Source organism: Collinsella sp. LCP19S3_A7 (assembly GCF_052121995.1).
Classification (GTDB): Bacteria; Actinomycetota; Coriobacteriia; order Coriobacteriales; family Coriobacteriaceae; genus Collinsella.
The window spans coordinates 34,665-60,009 of the sequence record NZ_JBQKDE010000009.1; the positions used below are offsets into that span (position 1 = coordinate 34,665).

Annotated in this window: 25 protein-coding genes; 14 read left to right on the forward strand and 11 right to left on the reverse strand. The window is 57.8% G+C overall.

Annotation, left to right across the window (positions count from 1 at the left end; translation table 11 throughout):
- Positions 1-5: 5 nt before the first annotated feature.
- Positions 6-908, forward strand: coding sequence for a DMT family transporter (locus tag ACTQV3_RS05565; protein WP_441063997.1), 903 nt, complete (start codon positions 6-8; stop codon positions 906-908).
- 88 nt (positions 909-996) lie between these two features.
- The gene (locus tag ACTQV3_RS05570; RefSeq protein ID WP_427719354.1) at positions 997-1,722 is read left to right on the forward strand and encodes a uracil-DNA glycosylase; all 726 of its coding nucleotides are present in this window, start codon (positions 997-999) and stop codon (positions 1,720-1,722) included.
- 49 nt (positions 1,723-1,771) lie between these two features.
- On the opposite strand, the gene ACTQV3_RS05575 is transcribed toward ACTQV3_RS05570, so the two are convergent.
- The 3 genes from ACTQV3_RS05575 to ACTQV3_RS05585 all read right to left on the reverse strand — a co-directional run bounded on the left by ACTQV3_RS05575 (position 1,772) and on the right by ACTQV3_RS05585 (position 4,954).
- On the reverse strand, positions 1,772-2,452 hold the full coding sequence (locus ACTQV3_RS05575) for an SDR family NAD(P)-dependent oxidoreductase (protein ID WP_441068593.1): 681 nt from the start codon (positions 2,450-2,452) through the stop codon (positions 1,772-1,774).
- 9 nt (positions 2,453-2,461) lie between these two features.
- Entirely contained in the window at positions 2,462-3,184 is a 723-nt protein-coding gene (locus ACTQV3_RS05580; protein WP_427728338.1) for a VUT family protein, read from the reverse strand.
- A gap of 156 nt (positions 3,185-3,340) precedes the next feature.
- On the reverse strand, positions 3,341-4,954 hold the full coding sequence (locus ACTQV3_RS05585) for a peptide chain release factor 3 (protein ID WP_441535973.1): 1,614 nt from the start codon (positions 4,952-4,954) through the stop codon (positions 3,341-3,343).
- Between the two features lie 471 nt (positions 4,955-5,425).
- On the opposite strand from ACTQV3_RS05585, the gene ACTQV3_RS05590 reads away from it, so the two are divergent.
- The 5 genes from ACTQV3_RS05590 to ACTQV3_RS05610 all read left to right on the forward strand — a co-directional run bounded on the left by ACTQV3_RS05590 (position 5,426) and on the right by ACTQV3_RS05610 (position 9,727).
- Positions 5,426-5,806, forward strand: coding sequence for a GntR family transcriptional regulator (locus tag ACTQV3_RS05590; RefSeq protein ID WP_441068595.1), 381 nt, complete (start codon positions 5,426-5,428; stop codon positions 5,804-5,806).
- A 23-nt stretch (positions 5,807-5,829) separates the two neighbouring features.
- Entirely contained in the window at positions 5,830-6,711 is an 882-nt protein-coding gene (locus tag ACTQV3_RS05595; protein ID WP_441068597.1) for an ABC transporter ATP-binding protein, read from the forward strand.
- Complete coding sequence (locus tag ACTQV3_RS05600) at positions 6,708-7,406, forward strand: ABC-2 transporter permease (protein ID WP_441068599.1); 699 nt, start codon at positions 6,708-6,710, stop codon at positions 7,404-7,406. Before ACTQV3_RS05595 ends, ACTQV3_RS05600 begins: the two co-directional genes overlap by 4 nt.
- 450 nt (positions 7,407-7,856) lie before the next feature.
- Positions 7,857-8,732: an EamA family transporter gene (locus ACTQV3_RS05605; protein WP_441068601.1), complete on the forward strand. Its 876-nt coding sequence runs from the start codon at positions 7,857-7,859 to the stop codon at positions 8,730-8,732.
- 257 nt (positions 8,733-8,989) lie between these two features.
- Positions 8,990-9,727, forward strand: coding sequence for an SAM-dependent methyltransferase (locus tag ACTQV3_RS05610; RefSeq protein ID WP_427747524.1), 738 nt, complete (start codon positions 8,990-8,992; stop codon positions 9,725-9,727).
- 83 nt (positions 9,728-9,810) lie between these two features.
- Here ACTQV3_RS05610 and ACTQV3_RS05615 read toward each other — a convergent pair whose 3' ends face one another.
- The 3 genes from ACTQV3_RS05615 to ACTQV3_RS05625 all read right to left on the reverse strand — a co-directional run bounded on the left by ACTQV3_RS05615 (position 9,811) and on the right by ACTQV3_RS05625 (position 12,236).
- The gene (locus ACTQV3_RS05615; protein WP_441068603.1) at positions 9,811-11,115 is read right to left on the reverse strand and encodes a chloride channel protein; all 1,305 of its coding nucleotides are present in this window, start codon (positions 11,113-11,115) and stop codon (positions 9,811-9,813) included.
- Between the two features lie 125 nt (positions 11,116-11,240).
- On the reverse strand, positions 11,241-11,774 hold the full coding sequence (locus ACTQV3_RS05620) for a TIGR00730 family Rossman fold protein (protein WP_441068605.1): 534 nt from the start codon (positions 11,772-11,774) through the stop codon (positions 11,241-11,243).
- 36 nt (positions 11,775-11,810) lie between these two features.
- On the reverse strand, positions 11,811-12,236 hold the full coding sequence (locus ACTQV3_RS05625) for a potassium channel family protein (RefSeq protein WP_154516963.1): 426 nt from the start codon (positions 12,234-12,236) through the stop codon (positions 11,811-11,813).
- Between the two features lie 255 nt (positions 12,237-12,491).
- Here ACTQV3_RS05625 and ACTQV3_RS05630 point away from each other — a divergent pair, with 255 nt between their 5' ends.
- A complete protein-coding gene (locus ACTQV3_RS05630; protein WP_441068608.1) occupies positions 12,492-12,971 on the forward strand; it encodes a pyridoxamine 5'-phosphate oxidase family protein in 480 nt (159 codons plus the stop codon).
- Positions 12,972-13,067: 96 nt separating this feature from the next.
- Here the strand turns inward: ACTQV3_RS05630 and ACTQV3_RS05635 are convergent, their stop codons facing one another.
- Positions 13,068-14,279, reverse strand: a complete 1,212-nt coding sequence (locus ACTQV3_RS05635) for a MalY/PatB family protein (RefSeq protein WP_441068610.1) — start codon at positions 14,277-14,279, stop codon at positions 13,068-13,070.
- Between the two features lie 112 nt (positions 14,280-14,391).
- Positions 14,392-15,129, reverse strand: a complete 738-nt coding sequence (tsaA, locus tag ACTQV3_RS05640) for a tRNA (N6-threonylcarbamoyladenosine(37)-N6)-methyltransferase TrmO (protein WP_441068612.1) — start codon at positions 15,127-15,129, stop codon at positions 14,392-14,394.
- 141 nt (positions 15,130-15,270) lie between these two features.
- On the opposite strand from tsaA, the gene ACTQV3_RS05645 reads away from it, so the two are divergent.
- The 5 genes from ACTQV3_RS05645 (at position 15,271) to ACTQV3_RS05665 (ending at position 18,574) form a co-directional block, all read left to right on the forward strand.
- A complete protein-coding gene (locus tag ACTQV3_RS05645; protein ID WP_427794277.1) occupies positions 15,271-16,098 on the forward strand; it encodes a TipAS antibiotic-recognition domain-containing protein in 828 nt (275 codons plus the stop codon).
- A gap of 51 nt (positions 16,099-16,149) precedes the next feature.
- Positions 16,150-16,395, forward strand: coding sequence for a glutaredoxin family protein (locus ACTQV3_RS05650; RefSeq protein ID WP_154516949.1), 246 nt, complete (start codon positions 16,150-16,152; stop codon positions 16,393-16,395).
- Between the two features lie 293 nt (positions 16,396-16,688).
- A complete protein-coding gene (locus ACTQV3_RS05655) occupies positions 16,689-17,975 on the forward strand; it encodes a hypothetical protein (protein ID WP_441535974.1) in 1,287 nt (428 codons plus the stop codon).
- Positions 17,976-18,032: 57 nt separating this feature from the next.
- Positions 18,033-18,299, forward strand: coding sequence for a hypothetical protein (locus ACTQV3_RS05660; RefSeq protein ID WP_154516943.1), 267 nt, complete (start codon positions 18,033-18,035; stop codon positions 18,297-18,299).
- Between the two features lie 8 nt (positions 18,300-18,307).
- Positions 18,308-18,574 carry a ribbon-helix-helix protein, CopG family gene (locus tag ACTQV3_RS05665; RefSeq protein WP_154516940.1) on the forward strand — a complete coding sequence of 89 codons (267 nt, stop codon included), beginning with the start codon at positions 18,308-18,310 and terminating at the stop codon, positions 18,572-18,574.
- Positions 18,575-18,718: 144 nt separating this feature from the next.
- On the opposite strand, the gene ACTQV3_RS05670 is transcribed toward ACTQV3_RS05665, so the two are convergent.
- Positions 18,719-19,672: a tRNA dihydrouridine synthase gene (locus ACTQV3_RS05670; RefSeq protein ID WP_441068616.1), complete on the reverse strand. Its 954-nt coding sequence runs from the start codon at positions 19,670-19,672 to the stop codon at positions 18,719-18,721.
- A gap of 350 nt (positions 19,673-20,022) precedes the next feature.
- Between ACTQV3_RS05670 and ACTQV3_RS05675 the strand changes: the two genes are divergently transcribed.
- On the forward strand, positions 20,023-20,703 hold the full coding sequence (locus ACTQV3_RS05675; protein ID WP_441068618.1) for a hypothetical protein: 681 nt from the start codon (positions 20,023-20,025) through the stop codon (positions 20,701-20,703).
- Between the two features lie 419 nt (positions 20,704-21,122).
- On the opposite strand, the gene ACTQV3_RS05680 is transcribed toward ACTQV3_RS05675, so the two are convergent.
- Positions 21,123-24,377 carry an ABC transporter ATP-binding protein/permease gene (locus tag ACTQV3_RS05680; RefSeq protein ID WP_441068620.1) on the reverse strand — a complete coding sequence of 1,085 codons (3,255 nt, stop codon included), beginning with the start codon at positions 24,375-24,377 and terminating at the stop codon, positions 21,123-21,125.
- A gap of 242 nt (positions 24,378-24,619) precedes the next feature.
- Positions 24,620-25,204: a DUF5714 domain-containing protein gene (locus tag ACTQV3_RS05685; protein ID WP_441068622.1), complete on the reverse strand. Its 585-nt coding sequence runs from the start codon at positions 25,202-25,204 to the stop codon at positions 24,620-24,622.
- Positions 25,205-25,345 lie beyond the last annotated feature (141 nt).

Below are 25,345 nucleotides of genomic sequence, written 5' to 3' on the forward strand. Positions count from 1 at the left end.
GTCCCATGGATCGCAAGAAAGCAATCGCGCTCTCATTTTCCGTTCCCGTCGCATGGGGCTTTTCGTATCCCCTCATGAAGATCGGCATGGACAGCATGAACGCCACGAGTATCGTCGCGCTACGCTGCATCATCGCTTTTGTGGCCTGCCTGCTGCTCTTCCACAAGCGCGCGTTGCGCATTAACCGCGACCTTATGGTCCGTGCCGCCATCATCGGCGCCATCATGGCAACCGAGCTCACCTGCATGTGCCTGGGCTCCAGCCTCACCTCTGCCTCCACTGCCGGCTTTTTGCAGAGCCTGACGGTCGTGATCGTGCCGTTTGCCAACGCCGCCCTGCTGCACCGCGCCCCCGAGCGCAAAGTGCTCGTCGGCACCGCCATCGTCACCTGCGGTATGTTGCTGCTCTCGGGCGCCGACTTCACCAGCCTGAACCCGGGCGCGCTCATCATGCTGCTCTCCGCCTTTGTCTATGCCGGCCACATTATCGTGGCCAAGCGCTTTGTCGAAGAAGTCGATCCGCTTGCTCTGGGCGTTTGGCAGCTGGGCTTCGGCGGCTTATTCTCGGGCATCGCCGCATTCACCTTTGGCGGTTTCACACTCCCCGGCACGCCGGGCGAGGTCGTGGTCGTCGTCGCACTCGCACTCATCTGCTCTGCCTACGGCTTTATCACCCAGACGCTCGTGCAGCCCCACGTGCCCGCCGAGACCACCGGCTTTGCCTTCTCGCTCGAGCCAGTCTGCTCCGCCGTCTTTTCGTTCTTCCTAGTCGGCGAGGTCCTGAGCCCCATCGCCTTCCTGGGTGCAGCTCTCATCCTCACCGGCGTCATGGCGGCAACCGTCGAGCTTCCGCACCTCCGCGCACATGGACGCGCTCATATGGCAGGAGTGCCCGAGCGCGCCTCGTAGACCCCGCTCTTCATGCAGCCGCGGCATAAAGGCAACCGGTGCGCCTTTACAATAGATGCCAACATAGCATTTGCCATAAAGGAGCGCCATGAACACCGCAACTCGCGACCGCAACATAGCAACTTGGTTGGGCGATGCGCCGCAGCCGGTACGTGACACTACGAACCAGCTGCTCGAGCGCATCGCCCTTTTGCGTGCCGAGCAGACCATCTACCCGGCACAAGACGACATCCTCAATGCCCTCGCCTACACGCCGGCCGACCAGGTCAAAGTTGTCATCTTGGGCCAAGACCCCTATCACGGACCCAACCAGGCCATGGGGTTATCGTTCTCGGTCCCCGCGACGCAAACCAAGTTGCCGCCAAGCCTGCGCAACATCTATAAGGAACTCAAAGCCGATCTGAGTTGTCCCATTCCCGCCACGGGAGATCTGACGCCATGGGCACAACAGGGCGTCCTGCTCCTCAACACTACGCTTACCGTGCGCGAGCATGCCGCGAACTCACACGCCAAGCTGGGCTGGAGTACGCTCACCGACTACGTTATCGAACGCTGCTGCCAGCTACCCCAACCGGTAGTCTTTTTGGCATGGGGCCGCTTTGCCCAGCAGATGGTTGAGGGCAAGCTCGCCGCAATCGACGCGGGCAAAACAACCGGCAAGTTCTGCCTTGCCTCCACGCACCCCTCGCCGCTTTCGGCCAACCGTGCCACGGCAGAACTCCCCGCTTTTATGGGGTCGCGACCCTTCTCGGCAGCCAATCGGCTACTCGAACAGCACGGCTCGACCCCCGTTAACTGGACTTGTCTCGGCTAAAATCGATACATCAAAAATGCGCCCGACGGCTTTCCATCGGGCGCGTTTCCTATTCGGGCCAAATAAATTGTGTGCAGCCGGCCTCGCCACCATCAATGAGCAGGCTCTGCCCGGTCATAAACCGGTTGGTCACGCCCACAAAGTAGATCCACTCGGCGATCTCTTGGGCGGTTGCCCAGCGTTTAAGCGGTGTAAGCTCCATAATCTGGTTCCACAGGTGTTCGTCTTCCATCACGCAACGATTGAGCGGCGTGATAACGCCACCCGGGTCCACACTGTTGGCGATGGCCTGCGGTGCCAGGCGGTTTGCAAGGTTCTTGGTGTAGGCGATAACGCCGCCCTTGCTGGCAGCATAGGCGGGAAACTCCGATCCCGTATGCCCGCTCGCCGACCCCACATTGACCACGGATTTGATAGCGGGCGCCGGCTTGGCGACAAGCCCCTCCCCCACAAAAGCGTAGCGCTCGGTCACGTTGATGGTGCCACGCAGGTTGGCGGCGATATCGTCGACCGAATCCTGCGTACCCGCAACGTTCACGATCACTTGGGGTTCAAGGTCGCCTGGAAACGAGCCCGGCTCGCGGACATCAACAATCAGATGGCGGTAGCGCTCGTGTTCGATCACCGCCGGCAGCAGATCAAAGCCCACGACCTCGTGGCCCTCGTCCAAAAAGCGCTGCACGCACGCGGCTCCGATACCGCCCGAAGCGCCCGTGATCAAAACCCGCATACTTGCTCCTTAGGCGGTTGCGTGGCGCTCAAGGTACTCGGCGCCCACATTCTCACGCTCCCAGCCGCGCACGACCTTATAGCCCACGGGGCTCAGGAAGACCTCGCACAGCAGCTCGGCAACAGCGCCGGTCAGCGAGCACATAAGGACCTGCACCCAGGTCCAACCAAAGAACGTGTGGCTCACCACAATGGCAAAGACCAGGTTGTCGATAAACTGGCCAACACCCGTGGACACATAGGAGCGGAAGGCGAAGCTCGCAAAGTTATTCTTTTTGAGCATACGGCCGAGCGACTGGTTGAGCGTGGAGTTGACCACGGCAGAAACGAACATTGCCAGCGAAGAGCCCAGCACCACGTACCAGGTGCCGCCGATGGTGGCGTTAAGGGCGGTGTTGACCTCGATCATGCCCGTGTCGTAGTAGGCGCCCCACATACCGGGTGTGAGCGAGCACGCCCAAAAACACAGGCTCACGGCAAGGTTGACCGCCAGTGCGAGGATAGAGATTTTGATGGATGCCTTGGCGCCAAAGCGCTTGCAGATCATGTCCTGGCACAAAAACGAGACCCAGCTCACCACAAAGCCGCAATCGAGTGCCAGATACGGCAGGCTGATGAGCTCTTTGTTGGCCAGCAGGTTCATCATGATAACGCTCACGAAAAACAGCGAAACCGTTGCCGCGGGAATGCTCCGCAACAGGACCTTGTAGTCCTCCATGACCTTCTTGATCATTATGTACTCCTTTGGTTTTAGGTTTAACGAGCAGGATATCGGACCCGAACTGCTCGGACGCCCCGGTCTTGAGACGACGGTGGGCATGATAGCCGCTCGCGCGGTATCAGGCAAGCAGGCAGCGCGGCAGCCCCGCAGGGCCACCGCGCCGATGCGTTAAAAGACTACGTTGCCAAACTCAGACAGGATAAGGTCGGGATTGTGGTCGGTTGCCCAATCCACGTTCCACGGGCTCGTAAACAGCAACAGCTTGCCACCGCGCATGTCCTCGACGCGCAACGTGTCGCGCGTGAGCGAAAGGCCCGGGATATCGATGGTGTCGGGGTCGTTCTGGATCCAGCGAATGTCCGTATAGGGCAGCGGCTGACGACGAACCTCAACACGGTATTCGGCCTTGAGGCGGCGCTCGAGCACCTCAAACTGTAGCACGCCGACCACGCCCACGATGACGCTCTCCATGCCGGCACCCAGCTCGCGGAAGATCTGGATGGCGCCCTCCTGGGCAAGCTCCTCCATGCCCTTGACGAACTGCTTGCGCTTGAGCGTGTCGACCTGCGTAATGCGAGCGAACATCTCGGGGGCAAACGTCGGAATCTGCGGATACTGCACATGGCGCTTGCCGGAGCACACGGTGTCGCCGACGCTAAAGATACCCGGATCGAACAGGCCCACGATATCGCCCGCGTACGCCTCGTCCACGATGGCGCGGTCGTCGGCCATCATCGACGTGCCCGTGGCAAGCTTGAGCTTGCGGTTGCCCTGCACGTGGAAGGCATCCATGCCGCGCTCGAACTTACCCGAGCAAATGCGCACAAAGGCGATGCGGTCGCGGTGGTTCTTGTCCATGTTGGCCTGGATCTTAAACACAAAGCCGCTAAAGTCGTCGCGGCAGGGATCGACCGGTTCACTGGTAAGCGTATCGGTATAGGCACGCGGCGTCGGGGCCAGACGCAGGAACTCCTTAAGGAAGGGTTCCACGCCAAAGTTGGTAAGCGCCGAGCCAAAGAACGCCGGGCTCAGCTTGCCGCAGGCCACGGCATCCAAGTCGAGCTCGTCGCCGGCGCCATCGAGCAACTCGATGTCGTCCATCAGGTTCTTATGGTTCTCCTCGCCGATGAGCTCATCCATGGAAGAATCGCCCAGCTCGGCCTCGACCTCGGCGACCTTCTTGGTGGCGCTGGCGTGACCGTCGCCCTCAAAGGCAATGACGCGACGGGCCTGACGATCGAACACGCCGCGGAAATTGCGGCCGCTGCCGATCGGCCAGTTCATGGGATACGTATTGATGCCCAGGACATTCTCGATCTCTTCCATGAGCTCAAACGGATCGCGAGCCTCGTGGTCGAGCTTGTTCACAAAGGTGAAGATGGGAATGTGGCGCAGCGTACAGACCTTAAAGAGCTTCTTGGTCTGGGCCTCGACGCCCTTGGCGCCGTCGATGACCATGACTGCGGCGTCAGCGGCCATAAGGGTACGGTAGGTATCCTCCGAAAAGTCCTGGTGACCGGGGGTATCGAGGATGTTGACGCAGGCGCCGTTGTAAGTGAACTGCAGCACCGAGGAGGTGACGGAAATGCCGCGCTCCTTCTCGATGTCCATCCAGTCCGAGACGGCATGCTTGGCCGAGCTCTTGCCCTTGACCGAGCCGGCGGTCTGGATGCTGCCGGTATAGAGCAGCAGCTTCTCGGTAAGCGTGGTCTTACCGGCATCCGGGTGGCTGATGATCGCGAATGTGCGGCGCGACGAGATTTCATCCGACAGGCTTGCCATGCGGATCCTTTCTTGCATTGAGTGCATTACGTCGTTGTAGCCGTACTATTGTAGCCGCGAAATTCCGCTCTAGGGCGCCTATCAGGACAAATTCATCAGTTGGGGCCTGTGTAGCAGTCGATGACGGCACTCCGCAGCAGTTTGTCTCGATCAGTAACATCTAGACGGTTTTTGAACCTCTACCTGTTACAGATTTAGACAAACAGGTGGGCGTCCCAGAAAGATCTCGATCTGTAACATCTAGCAGCCAAAAACTTCTCCAGTTGTTACAGATTGAGACAGCCAGGTGGGGCCCACCAGCAAAATCTCAATCTGTAACAGGTAGCCGTCCAAATCGGTTCCAGATGTTACAGATTGAGATGAATGAACGAGCGGACAATCCCTATTTGGCTCTTGCATAACTGTGCATAGTGTATATATACTGTGCTTACCGGTTATATACACGTGTAGCCCAACAGCTAAGGAGCCGCTGTGGACATCATCCTATCCAATTCGAGCGACAAGCCCATCTATGAGCAGATAACCTCGCAAGTCAAAGCTCAGATCTTATCGGGCACGCTCGCTGCGGGAGCCAAACTCCCCAGCATCCGTGCACTCGCGAGCGACCTGGGTGTGAGCGTCATCACCACCAAGCGCGCCTACGCCGACCTAGAGCAAATCGGGTTTATCCGCACCGTGCAGGGCAAGGGCTGTTTTGTCGCCGAGGGCAACCAGGAGCTCTTGCGTGAAAACCAGCTCTGCCATATCGAAGACCTGCTTGCGAAAGCGGCAAGCCAAGCCGAAGCCTTGGGCGTCACGCGCGGCAAACTGCACGAAATGCTCGACCTGGTAGCCCCCGAAACCATGCAGTAGCCATCTGCAAGAAAGGCTATACCATGCAAAACTTGCTTGAACTCAAAGGCATCTCACGCGCTGTAAGCGACCGCTTTTCACTACGCGATGTCACGCTCGCCGTGGAGCCCGGCCAGATTGTTGGCTTTGTGGGCGCAAACGGCGCCGGCAAGACAACGACCATTCGCGCCGCGCTCGGGCTTATAAAGCTCGATGCCGGCGAGGTGCACCTGTTTGGGCAGTGCTGTGGCGCCGACGCACCCGGTGAAGTGCAGCGCTGCTTGCACGCCCGTATCGGCCTCGTGCTGGACACGTGTCCTTTCCCTTCCACACTCAAGGTGACCGAAGTTGAGGCACTCGTAAGCCCGGCGTACCCCACCTGGAGCCACGACACCTTCGCCAGCCTCATCGACCGATTTGGCTTGGATCCCAAGGCGAAGGTCAAGGACCTCTCCCGCGGCATGGGCATGAAGCTGCAGCTTGCCTGTGCGCTCAGTCACAAGGCCAAGCTGCTCGTTTTGGACGAAGCCACCGCGGGTCTTGATCCCATGGCACGCGAGGAGCTGCTCGATGAGCTGCTTGCCTTTGTCGCCGACGGCCAGCGCAGCGTGCTGCTCTCGAGCCACATTACGTCCGACCTCGATCGCGCTGCCGACCGCATCATTTGCATCGATAACGGCTCGATTGTGTTTGACCTGCCGCGCGAGGACATTACCGACCGCGCCGGCATCGCCCACTGTACCCAAGCGCAGGCCGCCGAGCTTATGGCTTGCGTCGAAGGCGCCCGTGCCGCCCACCACGCTTATAGCGTGGACGTGCTCGTGCCCAACCGTCGCGAAACGCTCGAGGCCTTCCCCGAGATTCCCTGCGATCGGGCAACCATTGACGATTATCTACGCCTCACGCTGAAAGGGGCTTCGAAATGAAACGCGCCTTTATGTCCGAGCTCGCCATCGTTCGCACGCTTGTCCCAAGCATAGCGGGCGTCGGCCTGTTCATATTCGTTGTGCTGACCCTCGCCAACACGTCAGGTGGCGACTCTGGCACAAGTGCCGGCGCCTGCGCGCTCAGCGCCATGTCGCCTATCATGGTCATGAGCTCGCTGGCAGGCTTCGACAATCAAAACGGATGGGAGCGTTATCGGGCAACGCTGCCCCTCTCGCGCAAAGACATCATCTGCGCACGCTACCTGAGCATCGTTGTCTTCTCGGCCGTCATGACGTGCGCCGCCACGCTTTTGAGTATCGTCGCCATCCCGCTCTTCAACAGCGCGGGCATTCCTTCGACGGGACAGACGGTCTTTGAAATCGCAATCGCCTCGGCAGCATCGATGCTCATCTCCCTCATGATGGTGTTTTTGGCGCAGCCGCTGTTCTTTCGATTTGGACACATGGAGGCGCTGCGCCTATCCGTTGGCCTGTTTGCCCTGCTCGGATGCCTTGCCATGGCCACGTTGAGCTCATCCAACCCCATCAGCAACTGGCTTATGTCGATTGCCGGGGCGAATCCCGATCCCACCGTCCTTGGCTGTCTGTGTGCAGGAACTGCCGTACTGGCGCTCGCACTATGTGTAATCAGCTGCGCTGTCAGCACCAAGGTTTATCGAGTACGCGATCTGTAATCGACGGCTAAAAAAGCTTAGGTGGTACCCCGCTTATTTTTTCAATGAAACGAGGCGGCATAGCGTCACCACCGCCCTTCACAGCAGGCCGTCTAGTTCTTGGCAACCAAAAAGACACCGTCAGCATATCGAAGGTGAATACTTTTCCGAGAAGTGAACGAGTAAAAACAGTGCCCTGTAGCATCGACATTTTTAAGGACTCAATTCCTGCGGTTTTTGTCTAAGAATCCTGCAGTTTTGTTCGAAAAAAGTGTACATGTTCCAGGGGTCCAGATTTACTCGTTCACTTCGCGGAAAACCATTCACCTTCGATTCGAGCCTTAACCAAATGCCCTCTCGAACTATGGCCCCTATCTCACCACAGCGGTATCAAAGCTTCATGGCGGGACGGTATCATCGGACGAGCGCCGTAAATCTGGCGCGGTCGTTCTTTGGGGAGGCATTTCACCCGTGTCGTGGGTCGCAGCAGCATTTGTGTCGGCTTTCTTTGCCGGCGTCACATCAGTCCTGGCCAAATGCGGCATCAAGCAGACCGACTCCGATGTCGCGACGGCCATTCGCACCTGCGTGGTGCTCGTTTTCGCCTGGGCAATGGCGGGCATTTCTGGATCCATTGGAACCATCGGCAGCATCGAGCCCAGATCTTGGCTCTTTCTCGTCCTCTCGGGACTCGCTACCGGTGCTTCGTGGATCTGTTACTTTAAGGCGTTGGGCATCGGAAACGTCAATAAGGTCGTACCGGTCGACAAGATGAGTACCGTACTCGCTGCACTGATCGCCATCGTGCTTTTTGGCGAGACGAGCAACCTTGCGGTTAAGCTCGTGGGAACCGCTGTCATCACCCTCGGTACGTTTTTAATGATCGAGAAGAAGCAGTCTGCCGGACCCGAGCGGCAGCAAGACCGGACCTGGCTCGCTTACGCCCTCGGCGCCGCCGTGTTCGCGGCGCTCACGTCCATCCTTGCCAAGGTTGGCATCGAAGGCGTCGAGTCCAACCTGGCCACGGCAATCCGTACCTGTGTGGTACTGGTTATGGCATGGGCAATCGTGGCAGCTAAAGGCAAGATGGACCAAGCCGTGCACGTAGACCGCTACGAACTCGTATTTCTCGCGGCATCGGGCATTGCGACTGGCGCATCGTGGCTGCTGTGCTACTACGCCATCGCCACAGGCCAGGTGAGCGTCGTGGTGCAGATCGACAAACTATCGATTGTCGTATCGGTACTATTTGCGCGCCTGGCATTCAACGAAAAACTCTCACGGTGCAGCGCCATCGGTCTCGCCTTCATCGTCCTGGGCACCGCCGCGCTCGCGATTTGGAAATAGCGCCGATGCCAAGCGAGATCTAGACGCTCGCAAATCCGTGACAAACGGCATATCCCGGCACGCCCGTGACGTTTTACAGTATAAACGTCACGGGCCTCGGCTCAGTCTCGATCATCCAAGGGGATGTCTTTTTGGTCATTGTTCTTTAGGGAACGGTCAATCGCATAGAACCACGAAAACGGCCGTCCAACGGCCGTGGTTTGTTGCGCCGTTCCGCCTCCGTCATCTGCCATTTTTGCACCTGATAGGAAAGAACAATGCAAACCCAGGAATCTCAATCCTTCCCAAAAGCAACTAGCTTCGGTGCGACACTCGTACGCTCTAAGATTATGGGCCCTAATCCCCTCAAGCTCTGCGAAGAGCTGCTTCGCGATGTGCATATCCCCTGCGGCGTCCGCGTCTGCGACCTTGGATCGGGCACCGGTATCACCAGCGCCCTACTCGCCCGCGAATACGGGTTTGACACCTACGCCGTCGATCTGTGGAGCGACCCCGTCGAAAACCGTGCGTTCTTCGATTCGCTCGGTATCTCGCGCGACACGATTCACCCTGTTAAGGCAGACGCCTCGCAGGGGCTGCCGTTTGAGCACGACTATTTTGATGCGGTCGTAAGTATCGACTCGTACAACTACTACGGCCGTGACCCACACTATCTGGGTGAGCGCCTACTCCCCTACGTAAAGCAAGGTGGGATGCTCTACTTAAGCATCCCCGGCATGGTTCGCGACTGCCACGACAACCTGCCCGTTTGCCTGCTCAAATCCTGGACACCCGAGCAGCTCGACTATATGCACGACATAGCCTGGTGGCGCGCCATGATCGAGCCGACCCCCGGCGTCGAGATTGTCTCGATGCAGCCTATGCTCTGCACGGACGAAGCATGGAAAGACTGGCTCGCCTGCGACAACGAGTACGCAGCAGGCGACCGCGCTGCCGTTGAAGCCGGCGCGCTCGAATACCTCAACACCATCGCCATTGTGCTGAGGAAGCTCTAAACATTAGCCGCGCAAGGCCGTAAACAAATGGCCTCGCGCGGCTTCTTCAAAACGAGTTCTGAACAAACGCAAAGCGCAATATGCTACTTGCGCAGCGGCTTGGGCAGCGGAATGCCGGCGGCGATGGCTGCGGCGATGATCATGCAGACGATGCCCTTGAGCGGGAAGCACATGAGCAGCAGGCCCACGACCATAACGGGTTGGCGCATGACGGCGCCCATCGTCGATGCCGTGCAGACGGCGACGCAAAAGACCGGATCGGCGCCGGTGAGGATGGCAAGGCCATAGCCCAGGCTTACGCCCGAGAAGATAACCGGGAAGAAGTGACCGCCACGCCAGCCCATATTGATGAGGGCGGGGGTCAGCATAGCCTTGACAAGACCGGTCGCGATAAGCACGCCGGCGGGAATGGTCAGATAGGTTTCCATGAGCACATCGGCCTGGGTCTCGCCGGCAAACATGGTGTAGGGCAGGAGCGTGCCACAGATGGCGAGCGCCAGACCGGCCATCATGGCCTTGACGACAGGACGCTCCCCTATTGCATGGGACAGCGCCTCGCTCGCGTGCTCGGAGACAAAGTACAGCCAACCGCAAACGGTGCCGAGCAACGCCAGCGGAATGAGCCAGGCAAGCTCCAGGTTGCCCACCTCGGCGGACTCGAACCTGGGCATGCCCATGCCGCCGCCCACGAGCTGGCCAAGCAACAGGTAAGTGCCCAGACCGCCGGCAATCGCAATGCCGTAGACCACGGTCTTTTGCGCCCTGGGCAGCTTGATGGTGATCTCGTCGGACGCGGACTCATCGTCGGCATCTTCGCCCTGGCCGTCGGCGCTACCGGCGAGCGGCGCCACAAAGCCAAACACAGGCGCGGTAAAGAGCGCCGTCAGGGCAGCCTGGGTACCCAGCAGCGTGAGCTCCCTAAACTCGGCGCCAAAGCGACGCATGCGGTCGCCGACCCAGCTGCACAGGCCCGCGATAACGCCGGTCAGGCCGGCCTCCGGTCCAATACTTCCGCCAAACAGCAGCGGCAGCAATGCCGCAAGCGAAAGCTTGCCCAGATTGTCGTACGGGTAGCGCCCATCTTGCTTGACCTTAGCCATCACCTGATTGAGGTTATCGGTCTTGGTGTCTGTCATCTTTTCGTACAGACCGATTAACAGGCCGCCCAGCAGGCAGACAAAAAACGGGTACGGCAGAAAGCCAAACGGGCCGCTGGCGAGCTCGGGCGAAGCGACGCCCAGTGCGTGCGGAATCTCGGTCCATAGATAGTCGATGCCGTGCTCCATCACAAAAAAGAACAGCCAGACCGCGGCACCTGCGAACGCACCGGTCACGGCAACGCTAACTAAAAACAGCGCGCGGTTTGTGGGTTTAGCGAGCTTATCCATCGGGTCCTCCCGCGGTCAAAGTCGACATAGATACGTTTTATTGTAGAGCGAGTGTGGCCCAGACGAGCCAACCGTCTGCGCTGCAAACGGAGCCACCGGGGACCACAGCGGGACAGGCTCAAGGCTTATCCGTTGATAATTGATGCGATTTCGTACAGATCCTCGGCAAAGTAAATGCCTTGCTGGCGCCGTGGGCTTGATAAGCCCTTATCAATCATGTGTACGAGCAGTGCCTTGAGGTCGCTGTAGTAACCGTCCAGGTTATACAGGATGCACGGAGCACTCAGGTGCCCCAACGACACCGCGGACATAACCTCGGCAATCTCCTCGAGCGTGCCCGTCCCACCGGGAAAGGCAATGAACGCATCGCCGAGCTCGATCATCTTTGCCTTACGCTCCGCCATATCGCTCGTCACGATGAGGTCGTCGATACCGTCATGTTGAAACTCGGCCTCGATAAAAAAGCTCGGCTCCACACCCGTCACGTGCCCGCCGGCATTAAGCACGCTATCGGCGAGCGCGCCCATCAGGCCCGATTTGGATCCGCCGTACACGAGCGCGTGCCCGTTGGCGCCAATCCAGTTGCCCAGCTCCTGCACCGCAGGCAGAAACGCCGGGTCATTGCCGATACTGGCACCCAGATACACGGTGATATTCAAATTCAGTCCCCCTCATCGTGACGCGCGGCGCCCGTTTTAGCGCTGGCGCCGGCGATATTCGCGCACGCGGCGCGACAGATCGGCGAGCTCGTCACGATCGAGCTCTTCCAAATGCTCAAGATCATCCATAAAGCGCGCCATAGTGTCCTTTTGATGCATCTTGATGAGCATATTGCAGTAGCTCACCGCCACGCCCGTGAGCATGGCAATGTAAAAAATGCTGATAACGCTCAGGACGACCGTGATGACACGGGCGACCGGCGTTTCGGCCGGAATGTCGCCAAAGCCGATCGTCGATACGGTCTCAAAGCTAAACCAAAGGCCATCGCCAAACGTAAGAGTTGTTGGCTCAGAGAGCCAAACAGCCATTGAACACAGAAGATAAAAGACGAGAAAAAGGCCCGTGATGCGCACGAAACCGGCTTGACGCAACACATCGGCCAGCGTCCTCAGCTTTTTCATCGAGACCCCCTTTTTTCAGGACAAGCAATCGCTTTTGGTCGGTATTGTCCCACGCCTCCCCCGCAAACGGAACCAGCCATCGAGAATGCCCCTAGACGACGAGTTGTGAGGGACAATCCTTCCACAACAAAAAGTGCGTTTCAATCTGCGACAAATAGGATGTTCCCGTCGGCCTCGCAGCCTGAACTAGTATCTTGATATAGACATACCACCCACCGCCGTGCACGCAGCACGCGGAAAGAAAGGAAACCCACGATGTTTAGACCTCTTCGTAGAAAGAAGCGTGCTATCACCGATCAAGAGGCACGAGAGCTGCTTGTTAATTGCAAACGCGGCATTTTTGCCGTCAACGGAGACGACGGCTATCCTTACGCCATTCCCGTTAACTACTACTTTGACCCCGAGCACGACAAAATTTACTTTCATGGAGCCAAGGCGGGGCATAAGGTCGATGCACTCAAACGCAGCGACAAAGTCTGCTTTACCGTCTATGGCAACGATTGGTACAAAGACGACGACTGGGCACCCTATGTTCAAAGCACTGTGGTTTTTGGCCGTTGCCGCCTCGTGAACGATGACCCGGCGTTTGTCGAAGACAAAGTCCGACAGTCTGCCCTCAAGTACTATCCTTCTGCCGAAGAGGTCGAAGAGGAGATCAAGCAAAGTATCAGGGGCGTCCAGCTGTATGAAATTACGGTTGAACACCTTTGCGGCAAGCAAATTCAAGAAAAGTAGCAAACGTGGAAAACGCGCTCGCAACCCTCTGCACCCTATGCGCCCACGCACGTTGACGACGCGGGCACAAGCCGCAGTACCCGAATCGTGCGACCCCTATACCCCAAAAACGTAACGGTCTAGGCGGTCGCACGCTTCCCTTACGCGCGAAAGCGGCAGCGCCAGATTCACGCGAATGTGGCAGGGGCCATGGAACGGACGTCCATCCTGATACCCCACGCCCACGCGTGCCCCCTCGTCGAGCAACCACTGAATATCGCGGCCATGCTCGCGGCACCACTCGGTGCAGTCCAGAAACACCATGTACGTGCCCTGCGGACGCGAATAGGACACGCCCTCAAAATGCTCGTCCACGTAATCGCAGAAGTACTCGATATTGTCGGCAAGCACCTGGTTGAGTTCGTCCACCCACTCGTAGCCCTGCGGTTGGTAGGCACCGATAAGCGCATGCATCGAAAGGACATTCATCTCGTTGTAATGGGTCTTGTTAGACACAGCGCACATGCGGTCGCGCAGCGTCTCGTTGTAGACAATGTGGTAGCTGCCGACCAGACCCGCCAGGTTAAACGTCTTGCTCGGCGCATAGAGGGCAACCGTGCGCATGCGGGCATCCTCGCTCACCGACTGCGTCGGGATGTGCTTGTGTCCCGGCAGAATGATATCGGACCAAATCTCGTCCGAGATCACCACGCAATCGTGCTCGCGATAAATGTCCATGGCGCGCTCGATCTCGTCGCGCTCCCATACGCGGCCGCAGGGATTGTGCGGCGAGCAGAACACTGCGGCATGGATGTGATTTTGGGCGAGTTTGCGCTCCATGTCCTCAAAGTCCATGCGCCACACGCTCTGGTCGTCGAGCTGAAGCGGGCTGTGGACAATGCGATAGCCCGCGGCCTCGATGGACTTGGTGAAGCCGATGTAGGTGGGGCTGTGGACCAACACCGCATCGCCCGGCTGGACATACGCGCGCAGCGTCGACACGACACCGCCCAGCACGCCGTTTTCGTAGCCGATATGCTCAGGCGCCAGGCCCTCGATGCCATTACGGCGGCTCTGCCATTCGATGATGCGGTCGAAGTACTCGGAACGCGGATTGAAGTAACCAAACATGGGGTGCTGGGCGCGCTGAATGATGTGCTCCTGGACCGTAGGCACCGTGGCGAAGTTCATGTCCGCCACCCACATGGGAATGCGGTCGAAGCCCTCGTCGGGTGCGTTCGGAGCCATACCGGGGATCTCGCCCCAAGAGTCAACGGCGATGGAGTCCATGCCGTGGCGGTCGATGATTGAAGTGAAGTCGTATTTCATGCTGAGCCCCCGTGCAGAGCGGAATGATTCGGTAGGCGTTATTGTCCACCAGCGCAGGCGATTTTGGCATGGGGTTTGGCGCTTAATTTGACGGGTGCGGACGAATGGCTGGTTAGTCTCGCGCGTCGTTGATGGCGGTTACCGTCAACCTGGCCCCGTCAACCGTAAACGATATGTCGAGTCCGGCGTAAGCCAAGTGGTAAACGCGGTTTGGCTCGTGCTTGCTGCCCGCGCGGCGCGGATCTTGGCGAAGAACCTCGACCAGGCCGGGGAGCTTTACGGGCGGGACCATGTCTTGAAGCGCTTGCGGGAACTCAACATCGAGCTCTTGCCACGGAGCACCCTCAATCCAGCCGCCGGTCGCATCCGGGTGGCAGTCCGCAAACGGGATGTAGGGCTTAATGTCGTAGATGGGCGTGCCGTCACGCAGGTCGGCCCCCAGTACATGGATGATGGGGCCGTCGTCGGTGCGCTCAACGCGGCTGAGCTTGACGCAGGTAAGACCGATGGGATTGGGGCGAAACGGGCTGCGTGTGGCATACACGCCCACGCGCTCGGCTCCGCCCAGACGCGGCGGGCGCACAGTCTTCGACCACTTGACGTTGGTGCCGGACCTGTCCTGCGTCTTGGCATCGGCAGCTATATCCTTAGCCGCGCCGCCGGGCGTTCCGTTTTCGAAGCGCCACAGCAGCCATAGGTGAGAGAAGGAGTCAAGACCCTCAACTGCTGCGTTGGAGGCAAATTCCGGCTCAAAGACGATGCGTCCCTGCAGATGGGGCGCCAAAAAGCTGTTGCGCGGAATGCCGAACTTCTGCGGCAGGTCGGTATGCATGTGTGCGATAGGTTCCATGCCGGTCATTGTACGGCATGGAGGTGTGGGGTGCAGCGCGCAATTCTTCGCCGCGGTCTCCCGTCGTGCAACCAACGGTTGCTTGGAAGGGCGCCGGCCGCCGCGTATGCTTAAGCCATCAACCAGCAGAAAGGAGTCGCTATGGCCTTTGCAGAAAAGCTCATTGCCATTCGCCGCGCCCATCACCTTACCCAAGAGCAGCTCGCCGCCAAGCTCTTCGTCACACGCCAAGCCGTCAGCCGTTGGGAACGCGGCGAAGTCACCCCGGGCATCGACATGATGAAGCTCATTGCCGCCGTAACCGGAGAACCGCTGTCCCACCTGCTCGAAATGCCCGAGCACTATTGCCAGAGCTGCGGCATGATACTCACACCCGACGACTGCGGCACCGATGCTGTGGGCGCCACAACCGACCATTACTGCAAGTGGTGCTACGACCACGGCCAGTACACCTACGACACCACCATGGAGGCGATGATCGAGGATTGTGCCCCGCGGCTGGCGCAAAACACCGGCATGTCGCTCGACGAAGCCGTCTCGCTCATGGGCGCCGTCCTGCCGCAACTGGAGCGCTGGCGCTCCGTGCAAGAAAACGAGGAGCGCTACGGCGCCGAGGCGCGGGCGCGCTACGGCGACGAGGCGATCGACGCAGCAAACGAAGCACTGCTGGACATGGACCCCGAGACATGGAACGACATGAAGGAACTTGAACGCGCTATTCTGGGCCAGCTTTCGATTGCCATGGGCGACGGCGATGCGGATGGAAGCGAGGCCCGCAAACTTGTCGCGATGCACCGTCGATGGATTGGCCTTAACTGGGGGCACAAGCCCCAAGACGAAGCATACCTGGGCCTCGCCCACGGCTATCTTGCTGACCAGCGCTTTATCGACTACTACGACAAGCCCTGCGGCACCGGAGCCACGGCGTTTCTGGTACAGGCCATCGAGTCGTCGTCAGCTCATGCATAGACCGCGGCGGCTTTGGGTATTTCAATCAAAACCTCAACCGATTGGAGACCTATGGCTACTAATCATGAGCTCACGCTGTACGTTATGACCGGCTGCCCGTATTGCATGAAGGTCAAGCGTTTCCTTGCCGATAACGGTGTGACCATCCCTGAGCGCAACATCTCGACCGACCCCGATGCCGAGCAGACGCTCATCGCCGTCGGCGGAAAACGCCAGGTTCCCTGTCTGTTCATCGACGGCAAGCCGCTCTACGAATCGAGCGACATCATCGCATGGGTACAGGAGAACCTGCTCTAGCGTGCGAGTACTCATTGGGGACGTTCTTAAATGAGTGGGTAGGGCTTCGGTTTCTCAAATATATAGAACATATGTTTGCTCTCTGTGTTATACTCATCCCAAGGCATGAGACTGGTCGAGAGCTCCTGCGGAGGTCCCCAATGACACGCTGGAGCGAGCTCGGTAAGTAAGATCGGTGGTTACCGCACTCGCCCATCTCAGACAGGCTGCGCTCCTGTTCGCCGTCGCCATCAAAGAACGGCACTCACAATCAGACTGTTTCTTTTCCGTGAGTCACACAGGAGCGCATCGCTATGGCAAAAAAGATACCAACCCTTTCACCCGACATTATTTCAAACACCTGCTCGGATATCAGCAGGATTGTCGAGGCCAAACACCTCGGCCAGAAAGGCACCGACCATGAGGCCTCTTCGGAAGGGGCTCTGCTCATCGGGCGCCGTCTCGAGCAAGAGATTGCCGGATACCCCATTTCCAATCTAAATGGCCTACTCTCGCCCATCGCTTGCCACCTCAAGCAGCACTTTAGCCCAAGCCTGGGCCCGACCTATCTCAAGCGTTGCATAAAGCTCGCACGAACTGTTCCGGAAGACATGAGTTTTCGACCAGAGCTTGATCTAGAACACTATCAGTCGCTCGCTCGCATCGCCGACAAAGATCTGCGCTTGGATCTGATGAACGTTGCCGCTGATAACCGTTGGAGCGCATCGCGCATCGATCGTCATGCCCGCTATCGAAGTCCGCAGGACGTTTTGGATGCTTGGGAGCGCCGTGTGCTTGAATCAAATCAAGAAGTACGGCGCTTCGCCCGCGCCTACACAGATGCCTGTGGAATCATTTTACTCGATGAACTTATTGAGCTCTACAACTCCTGTGCCCCCAATCCAGTCTCGAGATTTGAGATAAATGAAACTATTTGGCAAATCAGGAACGAATCGGGGCAAATCGACAATCCCTGCGTCATATCCAGAGATGGAAAACTCTATCTCATAGCGCCTGAGCTCGATGACGCTGTCGATGAAGCCCCTTATTACTACGATGACTACGGATACTCCTATCGAAAATATGAACGACGCAGCGAATACACCGGTGAGATGCGCGCGCTGCGCGAACGGCGCGTTGGCATCAGAGTGGCAGCCATCTTCGCCGGTCACGAACGTCTCCCAATCAAAAGGCTCAGTTATGACGAAGTCATCTGCGGGCATATAAAGTGCAGTCGATCTGTCGAACGACTCAAGCAGTACGTCCTGAGAGACCCTGAGATTAAGGCATCCGATCTCCATGCAAGAGAAGATGAGTTCGATTTCATCATGACAAAGCTTTTGCGTTCCGTTGGACTCAACGGTATGCCGACAGCACAGCAAATTACCGAAGACGCAGCTTTCTTATTGATTGTCGTACGGCCCGAGTTTTACGAACGCAAGAAAACAGCCGAAGTCTCCAAGCTCCTCTCGATAATCTATGAAAACGCTCTCCTCTGGGAGTTCAACGGACGTTCACATACCGAACTAAAAAGCGAAGGAGTAGTGGAGCCTCCGATGTCGGCTTTACATCGAAAAGTCCAATCAAAACAAGTCGCTTAAGCCTATTAACTGCTTGCATTTTTGTTTACAAAACTGTATACAAAAAGAGAGGCCCTTATGGAGCTCATCGCAATCCACCCCCACGCCCTCAAACACGGGCTGACGGAGACGGATATCACCTGCGCCTGGAACTCCGCTTTTGCATGGTTCAGGCGTGATCTTGAAAACGGAGGTATCGATTACGTTCTCGTTGGACTTGATGGAAGAAGCCGTCTCATGGAGCTCATCGCTCGATATTGCTCCAATCGAGATGGCTATATCATTTACCACGCCCTTGTCCCTCCTACGCGCAAGGTGCTCAGGGAAATCGGGATCGATCGATAGGAGGCGCTATGGACGCTAAGCAACTCGAAAAGATGATCGGATTTGCCCCCGGAGAGTTGGAGAAAGCCGCGGAGGCATACGAAAAAGATGAGTGGCCGAAGGGTCGCACCATCAAGCTGGGAAGGCCGTCGATCTCTGATGAGCCAAGCGTTGTTTTATCGGCACGTGTGGGTGAATCGGTTCTTGAAGCGTTTGACGAGAAGGCAAAGCGCCATGGGCAAACACGCACAGAGCGACTCAGAGAACTCATTACCCTTGACGCAATGATTGCCTAGTCCCCCACCGAATCCAAACATGTACGCCAGCATCCAAAGTCGACATTTTTCGATATCTTTGGATGCTGACGTACAGCTTTTGCAACATAGTCATTGGGGACGTTCTTAAATGACTAGCCGTTAAAGAACGTCCCCAATGACTAGCTAACCGTGGAAGCGGGCTATGGGCGCAAGTGGCTGCTCGCGAAAGACGCGATCGACGGCGGCGCGGTATTCGTCGACCTTTTTAGTCTTGCGTACGAGTTTGTGAACGGTAGCAGGATCGGCGAAGGCGCATTTAGCGTAGAACCACCACTCCTTCATGCGAAAGACCGCGTTGCCGCCAATCTCTTCTGCATATGCCGCAAACAGCATGTCGTGGAAGCGCTGCAGTTCGGCTGCCGTGGCAGCAGGGCCGCCCTTGACCATGCGAGCCAGCGCGGGGTTCGCAAGCAAGCCACGCCCCAGCATTACATGACGTGTGCCGGGATAGGCCTCCACCAGCGCCTCCATGTCCTCAAGATCAAAAATATCGCCGTTGTATGCCACCGGAAACGGTGCCCGCTCCAACGTCTCGCCATAAAACTCTTTGCGCGGCGAGCCCGTATAGCGATCCTTCTGTACGCGCGGATGCACGATCAACTCTGCCAGCGGCATGCGACAGTACAGGTCGAGCACGCGCTCGTATTCGTCGTCGCTCTCCAGCCCCAGCCTGGTTTTTACCGACACCGGCAACGGCGATCGCTCGCACACGTCACTCAAGAACACCTCGAGCTCGTCCAAGTTGCGCAAGAAGCCCGATCCTTTACCCTTGGCAACAACCGTACCCGAGGGGCAACCAAGGTTGAGATTAACCTCGCGGTAACCCATGTCGGCGAGCACGCGCGCCGCCCACACAAACTCATCCGCGTTCTTGGACATCAGCTGAGGCGCCACGTTAAGCCCTTGGTTGTTAGCCGGATCGATTTCCTTAAACGCCTTGCCGCCAAAGCGGTTGCCCACCCGCGGCGGCGGCAAAAACGGCGTGTAATAGCAGTCGAGCGCACCGAAGCACTCCGCATGCACGCGACGGAACACATGCCCGGTAATCCCCTCCATGGGGGCCAACGATAGAATCATCAACATCTACTCTCAAATCAATGCGGCAAAGGAACCGCCCCTTTGTCACATGCATTATGCCTTGTCCTTGAGGCGGCCCACAAGGCGGAGGCGGTTGCTTGACACCAACCAGCCCTCCGACCATCCCTGTGCAACGAAGGTGAATGGCGCCCGCAAACAGCAAGCAGGGCCGCCCCACAGCAGCTCCCTCACTCGCCACTTTTTCCTTGTCCAAAAGAGGACGTTCGCGATCAAGCGATCGCCAACAGCACGCTGCTGACCGCCATGTCTGAACAACAGACACCCTCCACTCATCTATACTCAAGAGCGTGTGCGCATCGCCCTCGAAAAACGATGAGAGTCGAGGCCCCATGCAGCTGCTCACCGAGCAAGAAAAGAAACGCATCCAGCGGTACTGCACGTACCCCAAGATCGCAGCGACCGCACTCGTCATGTCGTTCGTAGCATGCCTGTTGATGTTGCCGTTCCAAATGATCAACGATATCGCGTTCCACCAAAAGGAATTCCAACCCGCGGGCATGTATACCGCCATTGCACTCACCGCAATCGAACTCGTCATCTTTTGCTATTGCGCTCTTGCGCCGCGCTTTGGAATGCAGGGCAAACAGTGGAAGGAGCTACAGAGCAGGCTTGCGGTAGCCCAAACCAACAAAGACCGCTCCGCGGAGGTCGCCGGCGTGCTCGCCGCGCAAGATGCCTTGGAGCCCGTGTGCAAACGCGTCGCGGCAGACGACCCATACGAGTCGTATCACGACTACGGCTACCGCATTATCGGCTATCTGCGTGATAATGACCTCGGCGCTCAAGCAGCCTATGTCTACCTTTCTTTCGATGCAGATGGCATGCTCACGGACGTCGATTACACCAGTCAGATCGACCCCGAGGCAAGCCTTGCATACAACCTCGCCTGCAGCGAGCAGGATATCGCGACACTATACGCCCCCCGGTCAACGGGTTGGACATTTCCGTTGCCACACCGGGCCTCCTCACGCCATGCAGCCTGTCGGATAAATTTAAACAGGCATTTTTAGCCGGATCCCTATATGAAGAAATCAGCATCAAGACGGAGGACGAATCTATCAAGTCGTACTACACCTTTGACGCCGAGCCCAAAGAAGAGTTCGACAAGTACACCCATCCGGAAATTAGCCTCATGCTCTCCGCAAAGGAGGACTAGCAACTTACGCTCTAATTGACGCTCGCAAACGCCGTCTATATCTCAAGGTCTAATACTTTTCCCGAGAAGTGAACGGCTATATTTGAACCCCCGAAGCATCGACATTTTTAGACGCCAAACCCGCAGGATTTGGCTGGCAAAACCGCAGGAAATTACATCTCAAAAGTGTCGATGCTTCGGGGGTCCATTTTGACTCGTTCACTTCTCGGGAAAAGTATTAGACCTCGATTTACATGTCACTCAATGTGACAAAGGGACAGTCCCTTTGTCACATTATTCGGAGCGCAGGGCTTCCACGGGGTCTTTTTTGGATGCACTGCGGGCCGGCAGCAGGCCGGCAACGACCGTCAGCAGCACCGAAATTGCAATGAGCGCCAGCGCATCCTGCACGGGCAGGCTCATCAGATTGGGTACCTGTTTGGCAGCAAGCGCCCAGGCATTAACCGGAAAACTCACGAGCACCACAACGACAATGGCAAAGACACCGGCAATGAGGCCCTCGATAAAGGTCTCGGCATTGAATACGTTGGCCACGTTGCGCTTCGACGCGCCGATCGCGCGCAGGATGCCAATCTCCTTTTTGCGCTCCAGCACGCTGATGTAGGTGATGATGCCAATCATGATGGAGCTCACGACCAGGCTGATGCTCACGAACGCGATGAGCACCAAGCTGATGGTATTCACGATATCAGTCACCGAGCCCATGATGATGCCCATGTAGTCGGTGTACGAGATTGCCTGCTCGTCGTGGCCGGCGGCTTTGACCTGCTTGTTGTACGCATCGATATGGTCAAGTACGCGCTCCTTGGCCTCAAAGTCACGCGGGAAAATCTTGACCGAGATGGGATCCGCTTCATCCGCGTAGCCCAACGTGGTCAGATTGTTGTCGTAGGTGAGCTTCGACGCCTTGGCATAGCTCATCATGAGCGAGCTCAGGTCCTCGGCGTCCATGTTGAAGTGGATGGCACGAGCAAAGGCGCTCGCATCCACGCGCATGGCGCTCGCCAGGTTGGCAAAACTCGAAGACATCTGCGTCACCATCTGGTCCATGAGCCCTGCCGCGCCGGCCTTAAGCTGGGTCGACACGGTTGTTGCCACCTGCTCGCTGATCGCCTTCATCACCTGATCCATAGCCTGCTGCAGATACGGAGCCAACTGATTTTGGACATAGTCGGTCATCGCCTGTTGCAGGCGCTCGCCCAGGGCATCGCCGCCGAGCGCCTTGAGCTGCGCCAGGCACTGCTGCGCCACAACATCGTTCTCGAGATACGCCGAGAATGCGGCAGCAAGCTTTGACGCGTCTTTGAGATCTTCGGGTGACAGCGCCCTAAACTGATCAGACTGCAAAAAGCCCTCAAATAGTTGGTTGGCAAGCGTTCCCACCTGTTGCATTTGCTCGGGCGTGAGCTCCAGACCGTCAAAGATGCCCGAGAAATCGGGGGTCGGCGCTTTGGCCATGATGTCGCTTAAGTCGATGTCTTTGCCAACGCCCGAAAGATCAATATCCAGGCCCGACAAATCGATGCCCGAAAAATCCATGCCACCGGCAGCACCCGAGAGTGCAGACGCATCGAACGAGAACGCGCTCTTGAGCGCCGCCTCGTCCACACTGAACATACTGCCCAGATCCACGCCTTGCTTGGCCTCGCCTTGCAGTTCGTCGAAAGTTTTGCCCGTAAAGACATCCGTCTCGGGGTGGGCAAGTTGCTCTTGCACAATCTGCGAATCGGCGGCGCGCTCCATAAGCTGGCGAGTCAACGCATGCGTATAGGCAATGCCCGGAGATAACGCGCTCGCATTGGCCGTCTCGTTAGGTCGCACCACGCCCACAATGTGCACGTCAATACCGTCGGCAACCTTGGCCGTCATAAAGTCTGCGTCGCCAGACATGTCAGTCCACATGCCGGTCTCTTCGTTTTTGCGATAAGCATCGGCCGGCGACAACACCTTAAACGTCGTGGACAGCGCATCGTCGTAAGTAAAGTCGGCGCCGCTCTCAGGCGTCTCAATTTTACCGTCGGCGGCCATGGCACTGTTCACCAGGTCGTTGAGCTCATCGATATCCAGCGCACCGATGCTGTAAAGCGTATAGTCGCCCACCGTTCCACGGCTCGAAAGCACCATTACGGCTTCGTGAGCAGACGTAGGCCAATGGCCGGCGACGACATCGTACTGGCTGTCGAGCAGACTCTGATCGTCGATCATCTCGTTAAAGACCGAGGTCCCCATGGAGTCCATGCTCACCGTTGCCGCCGAGCTCGCACCACCGCTCATGGCCTCGGTCATAGCGTTGGGCACCAGCCGGACAGGCTTCTCATCGCCCTTGCCGGCACGATAGACAACCGGCGTCACGCCGTAACCGTACTGGATGGCATTGACCTCTTTGTCGATACCGTCGCCGCCGGCATCGAGCCATGCCTTAAAGCTCGTCATATCGTTGGACTTAACACTTGCAAACATGTCCTTTACGGCCGTGACCACGGGAATCTTTTTGGTTCCCTGAGCCTTGCCGTCGGCACCGTCGTCGGACGAACCCTCGTTCTTGGACGTATCGTCATCCGTGGCCCCCTGTTCGCCCATCATGGACGACAGGTCGTAATCCTGCTTGGAAATGGTAAGCGGGTAGCTCGAAAGCGTATCCTCCTCGACCTTTTTGATGTAGCCGTTTACGCCATTGGACAGCGCCAAAATCGCCGCGATGCCAATAATGCCAATCGAGCCCGCAAAGGCCGTCATGGCCGTACGGCCCTTCTTGGTCATAAGGTTTCGGGCAGAAAGCCCCAGCGCCGTCACAAAGCTCATCGAGGTTTTGCGCGTAGGCTTGGCCTCGCGGCGCGTGGCGTCAGCGACATCGAAAGGATCAGAATCGTCGGTAATCTTGCCGTCCGCCAGGTTGACGATGCGCGTGGCGTACTCGTACGCCAGATCGGGATTATGCGTGACCATGATAACCAGACGGTCGCGCGCGACGTCCTTGAGCAAGTCCATGACCTGCACGGACGTTGTGGAATCCAAGGCGCCAGTCGGCTCGTCTGCCAACACAATCTCGGGATCATTAATCAGGGCGCGGGCGATGGCCACGCGCTGCATCTGTCCACCCGAAAGCTGACTCGGGCGCTTGTTCACGTGCTCGCCCAGACCAACGGCCTCGAGCGCCTTGCGCGCACGTTGGCGGCGCTCGGCGTGCCCCACGCCCGTGAGCGCAAGCGCCAGCTCCACGTTTTCCAAAATGGTCTGATGCGGAATGAGGTTATAGCTTTGGAACACAAAGCCGATGCGGTTGTTGCGATAGGCATCCCAATCGCGATCGTGAAAGTCCTTGGTCGAAATACCGTCGATCAGCAGGTCACCCGAGTCAAAGTGGTCGAGTCCGCCGATAACGTTGAGCATCGTGGTCTTACCCGAACCCGAGGGCCCCAGAATGGCCACGAACTCGTTATCCCGAAAAGACAGGCTCACGCTGTCGAGCGCCACCTGCGTAAACGACTGCGTAACGTACCTTTTGCAAATTCCTTTGAGCTCCAGCATGGACGGCAACCTCTCCTGCGCAGGCACCTTGCCCGCTCTCCCCCGCCGTTCGTATTCGACGCGTTTGTCCTACTCTATCCCCATTTTTTACCGGCGCCAGTGAGGAATGTAACAAACCGCACCAAAAAACGAACGGGACGGCATGCCGCGTGGCGCGCCATCCCGCGCATACCGTCGATAATGTGACAAAGGAACTGTCACTTTGTCACATCTGCCCGACCCTTATTGGGGCACCCGATTCCCTATTGGATGATAAAGGACGGATGATACGGACACTTTTCGCCCATGCACACTGTATTGGCCGCATAGCTATCGCAGGCCGGCGTCTTCTCCCATGCTTTAAGCTGTGGTCCGCCGAGCGCGTTAAAAAACGAAACGGCCTCACGAATCGCCACGCGCGAATCTCGCTTGCAGCACCGTGGGCTTCCCGAGCGCGCGATGGCGGCAAGCAGCTCCGAAACCATTAACTGCCCCTCCTGCCAGCCTTCACTGCGCAGCGGCGCATTGCCGCGCACGATTGCATATGCCATGCCCGCAGACGCAGCTGCCCCGCACATGCCCCAGCGGGCACACGTTGCCCCCGGCACGCAATCCGAACGAGACATCAAATCGGCAAGATCGTCTTTGAGCATCGCATCTCGCTCCCCAGATGCTTCGGCGTTGCGCCAGCACGCAAGCAGCACCGCGCCCACAATAAAATGGTGGATGGGGCCAAAAGCCACGCAGCGCTCATCTGCCATAACCTCTTCCAAAAGAGCCGCGGGCGCCACCGACACACTGGCCATGAGCATCTCAACAATCCAGCCTGTTTGTTCGTCTTTTGCCATGCGGCATCCTCCTCTAAAACAAATTGTGCGCACACTCCATTATGGCCTTCTTCTGCCCGGAGCGCTCAATGCGAAACAACCTGCTTCGCTCGTGCCACCAACAAGCCCTGCTAGTTCTCGTCGCAAACCAGCCCTGCTCAG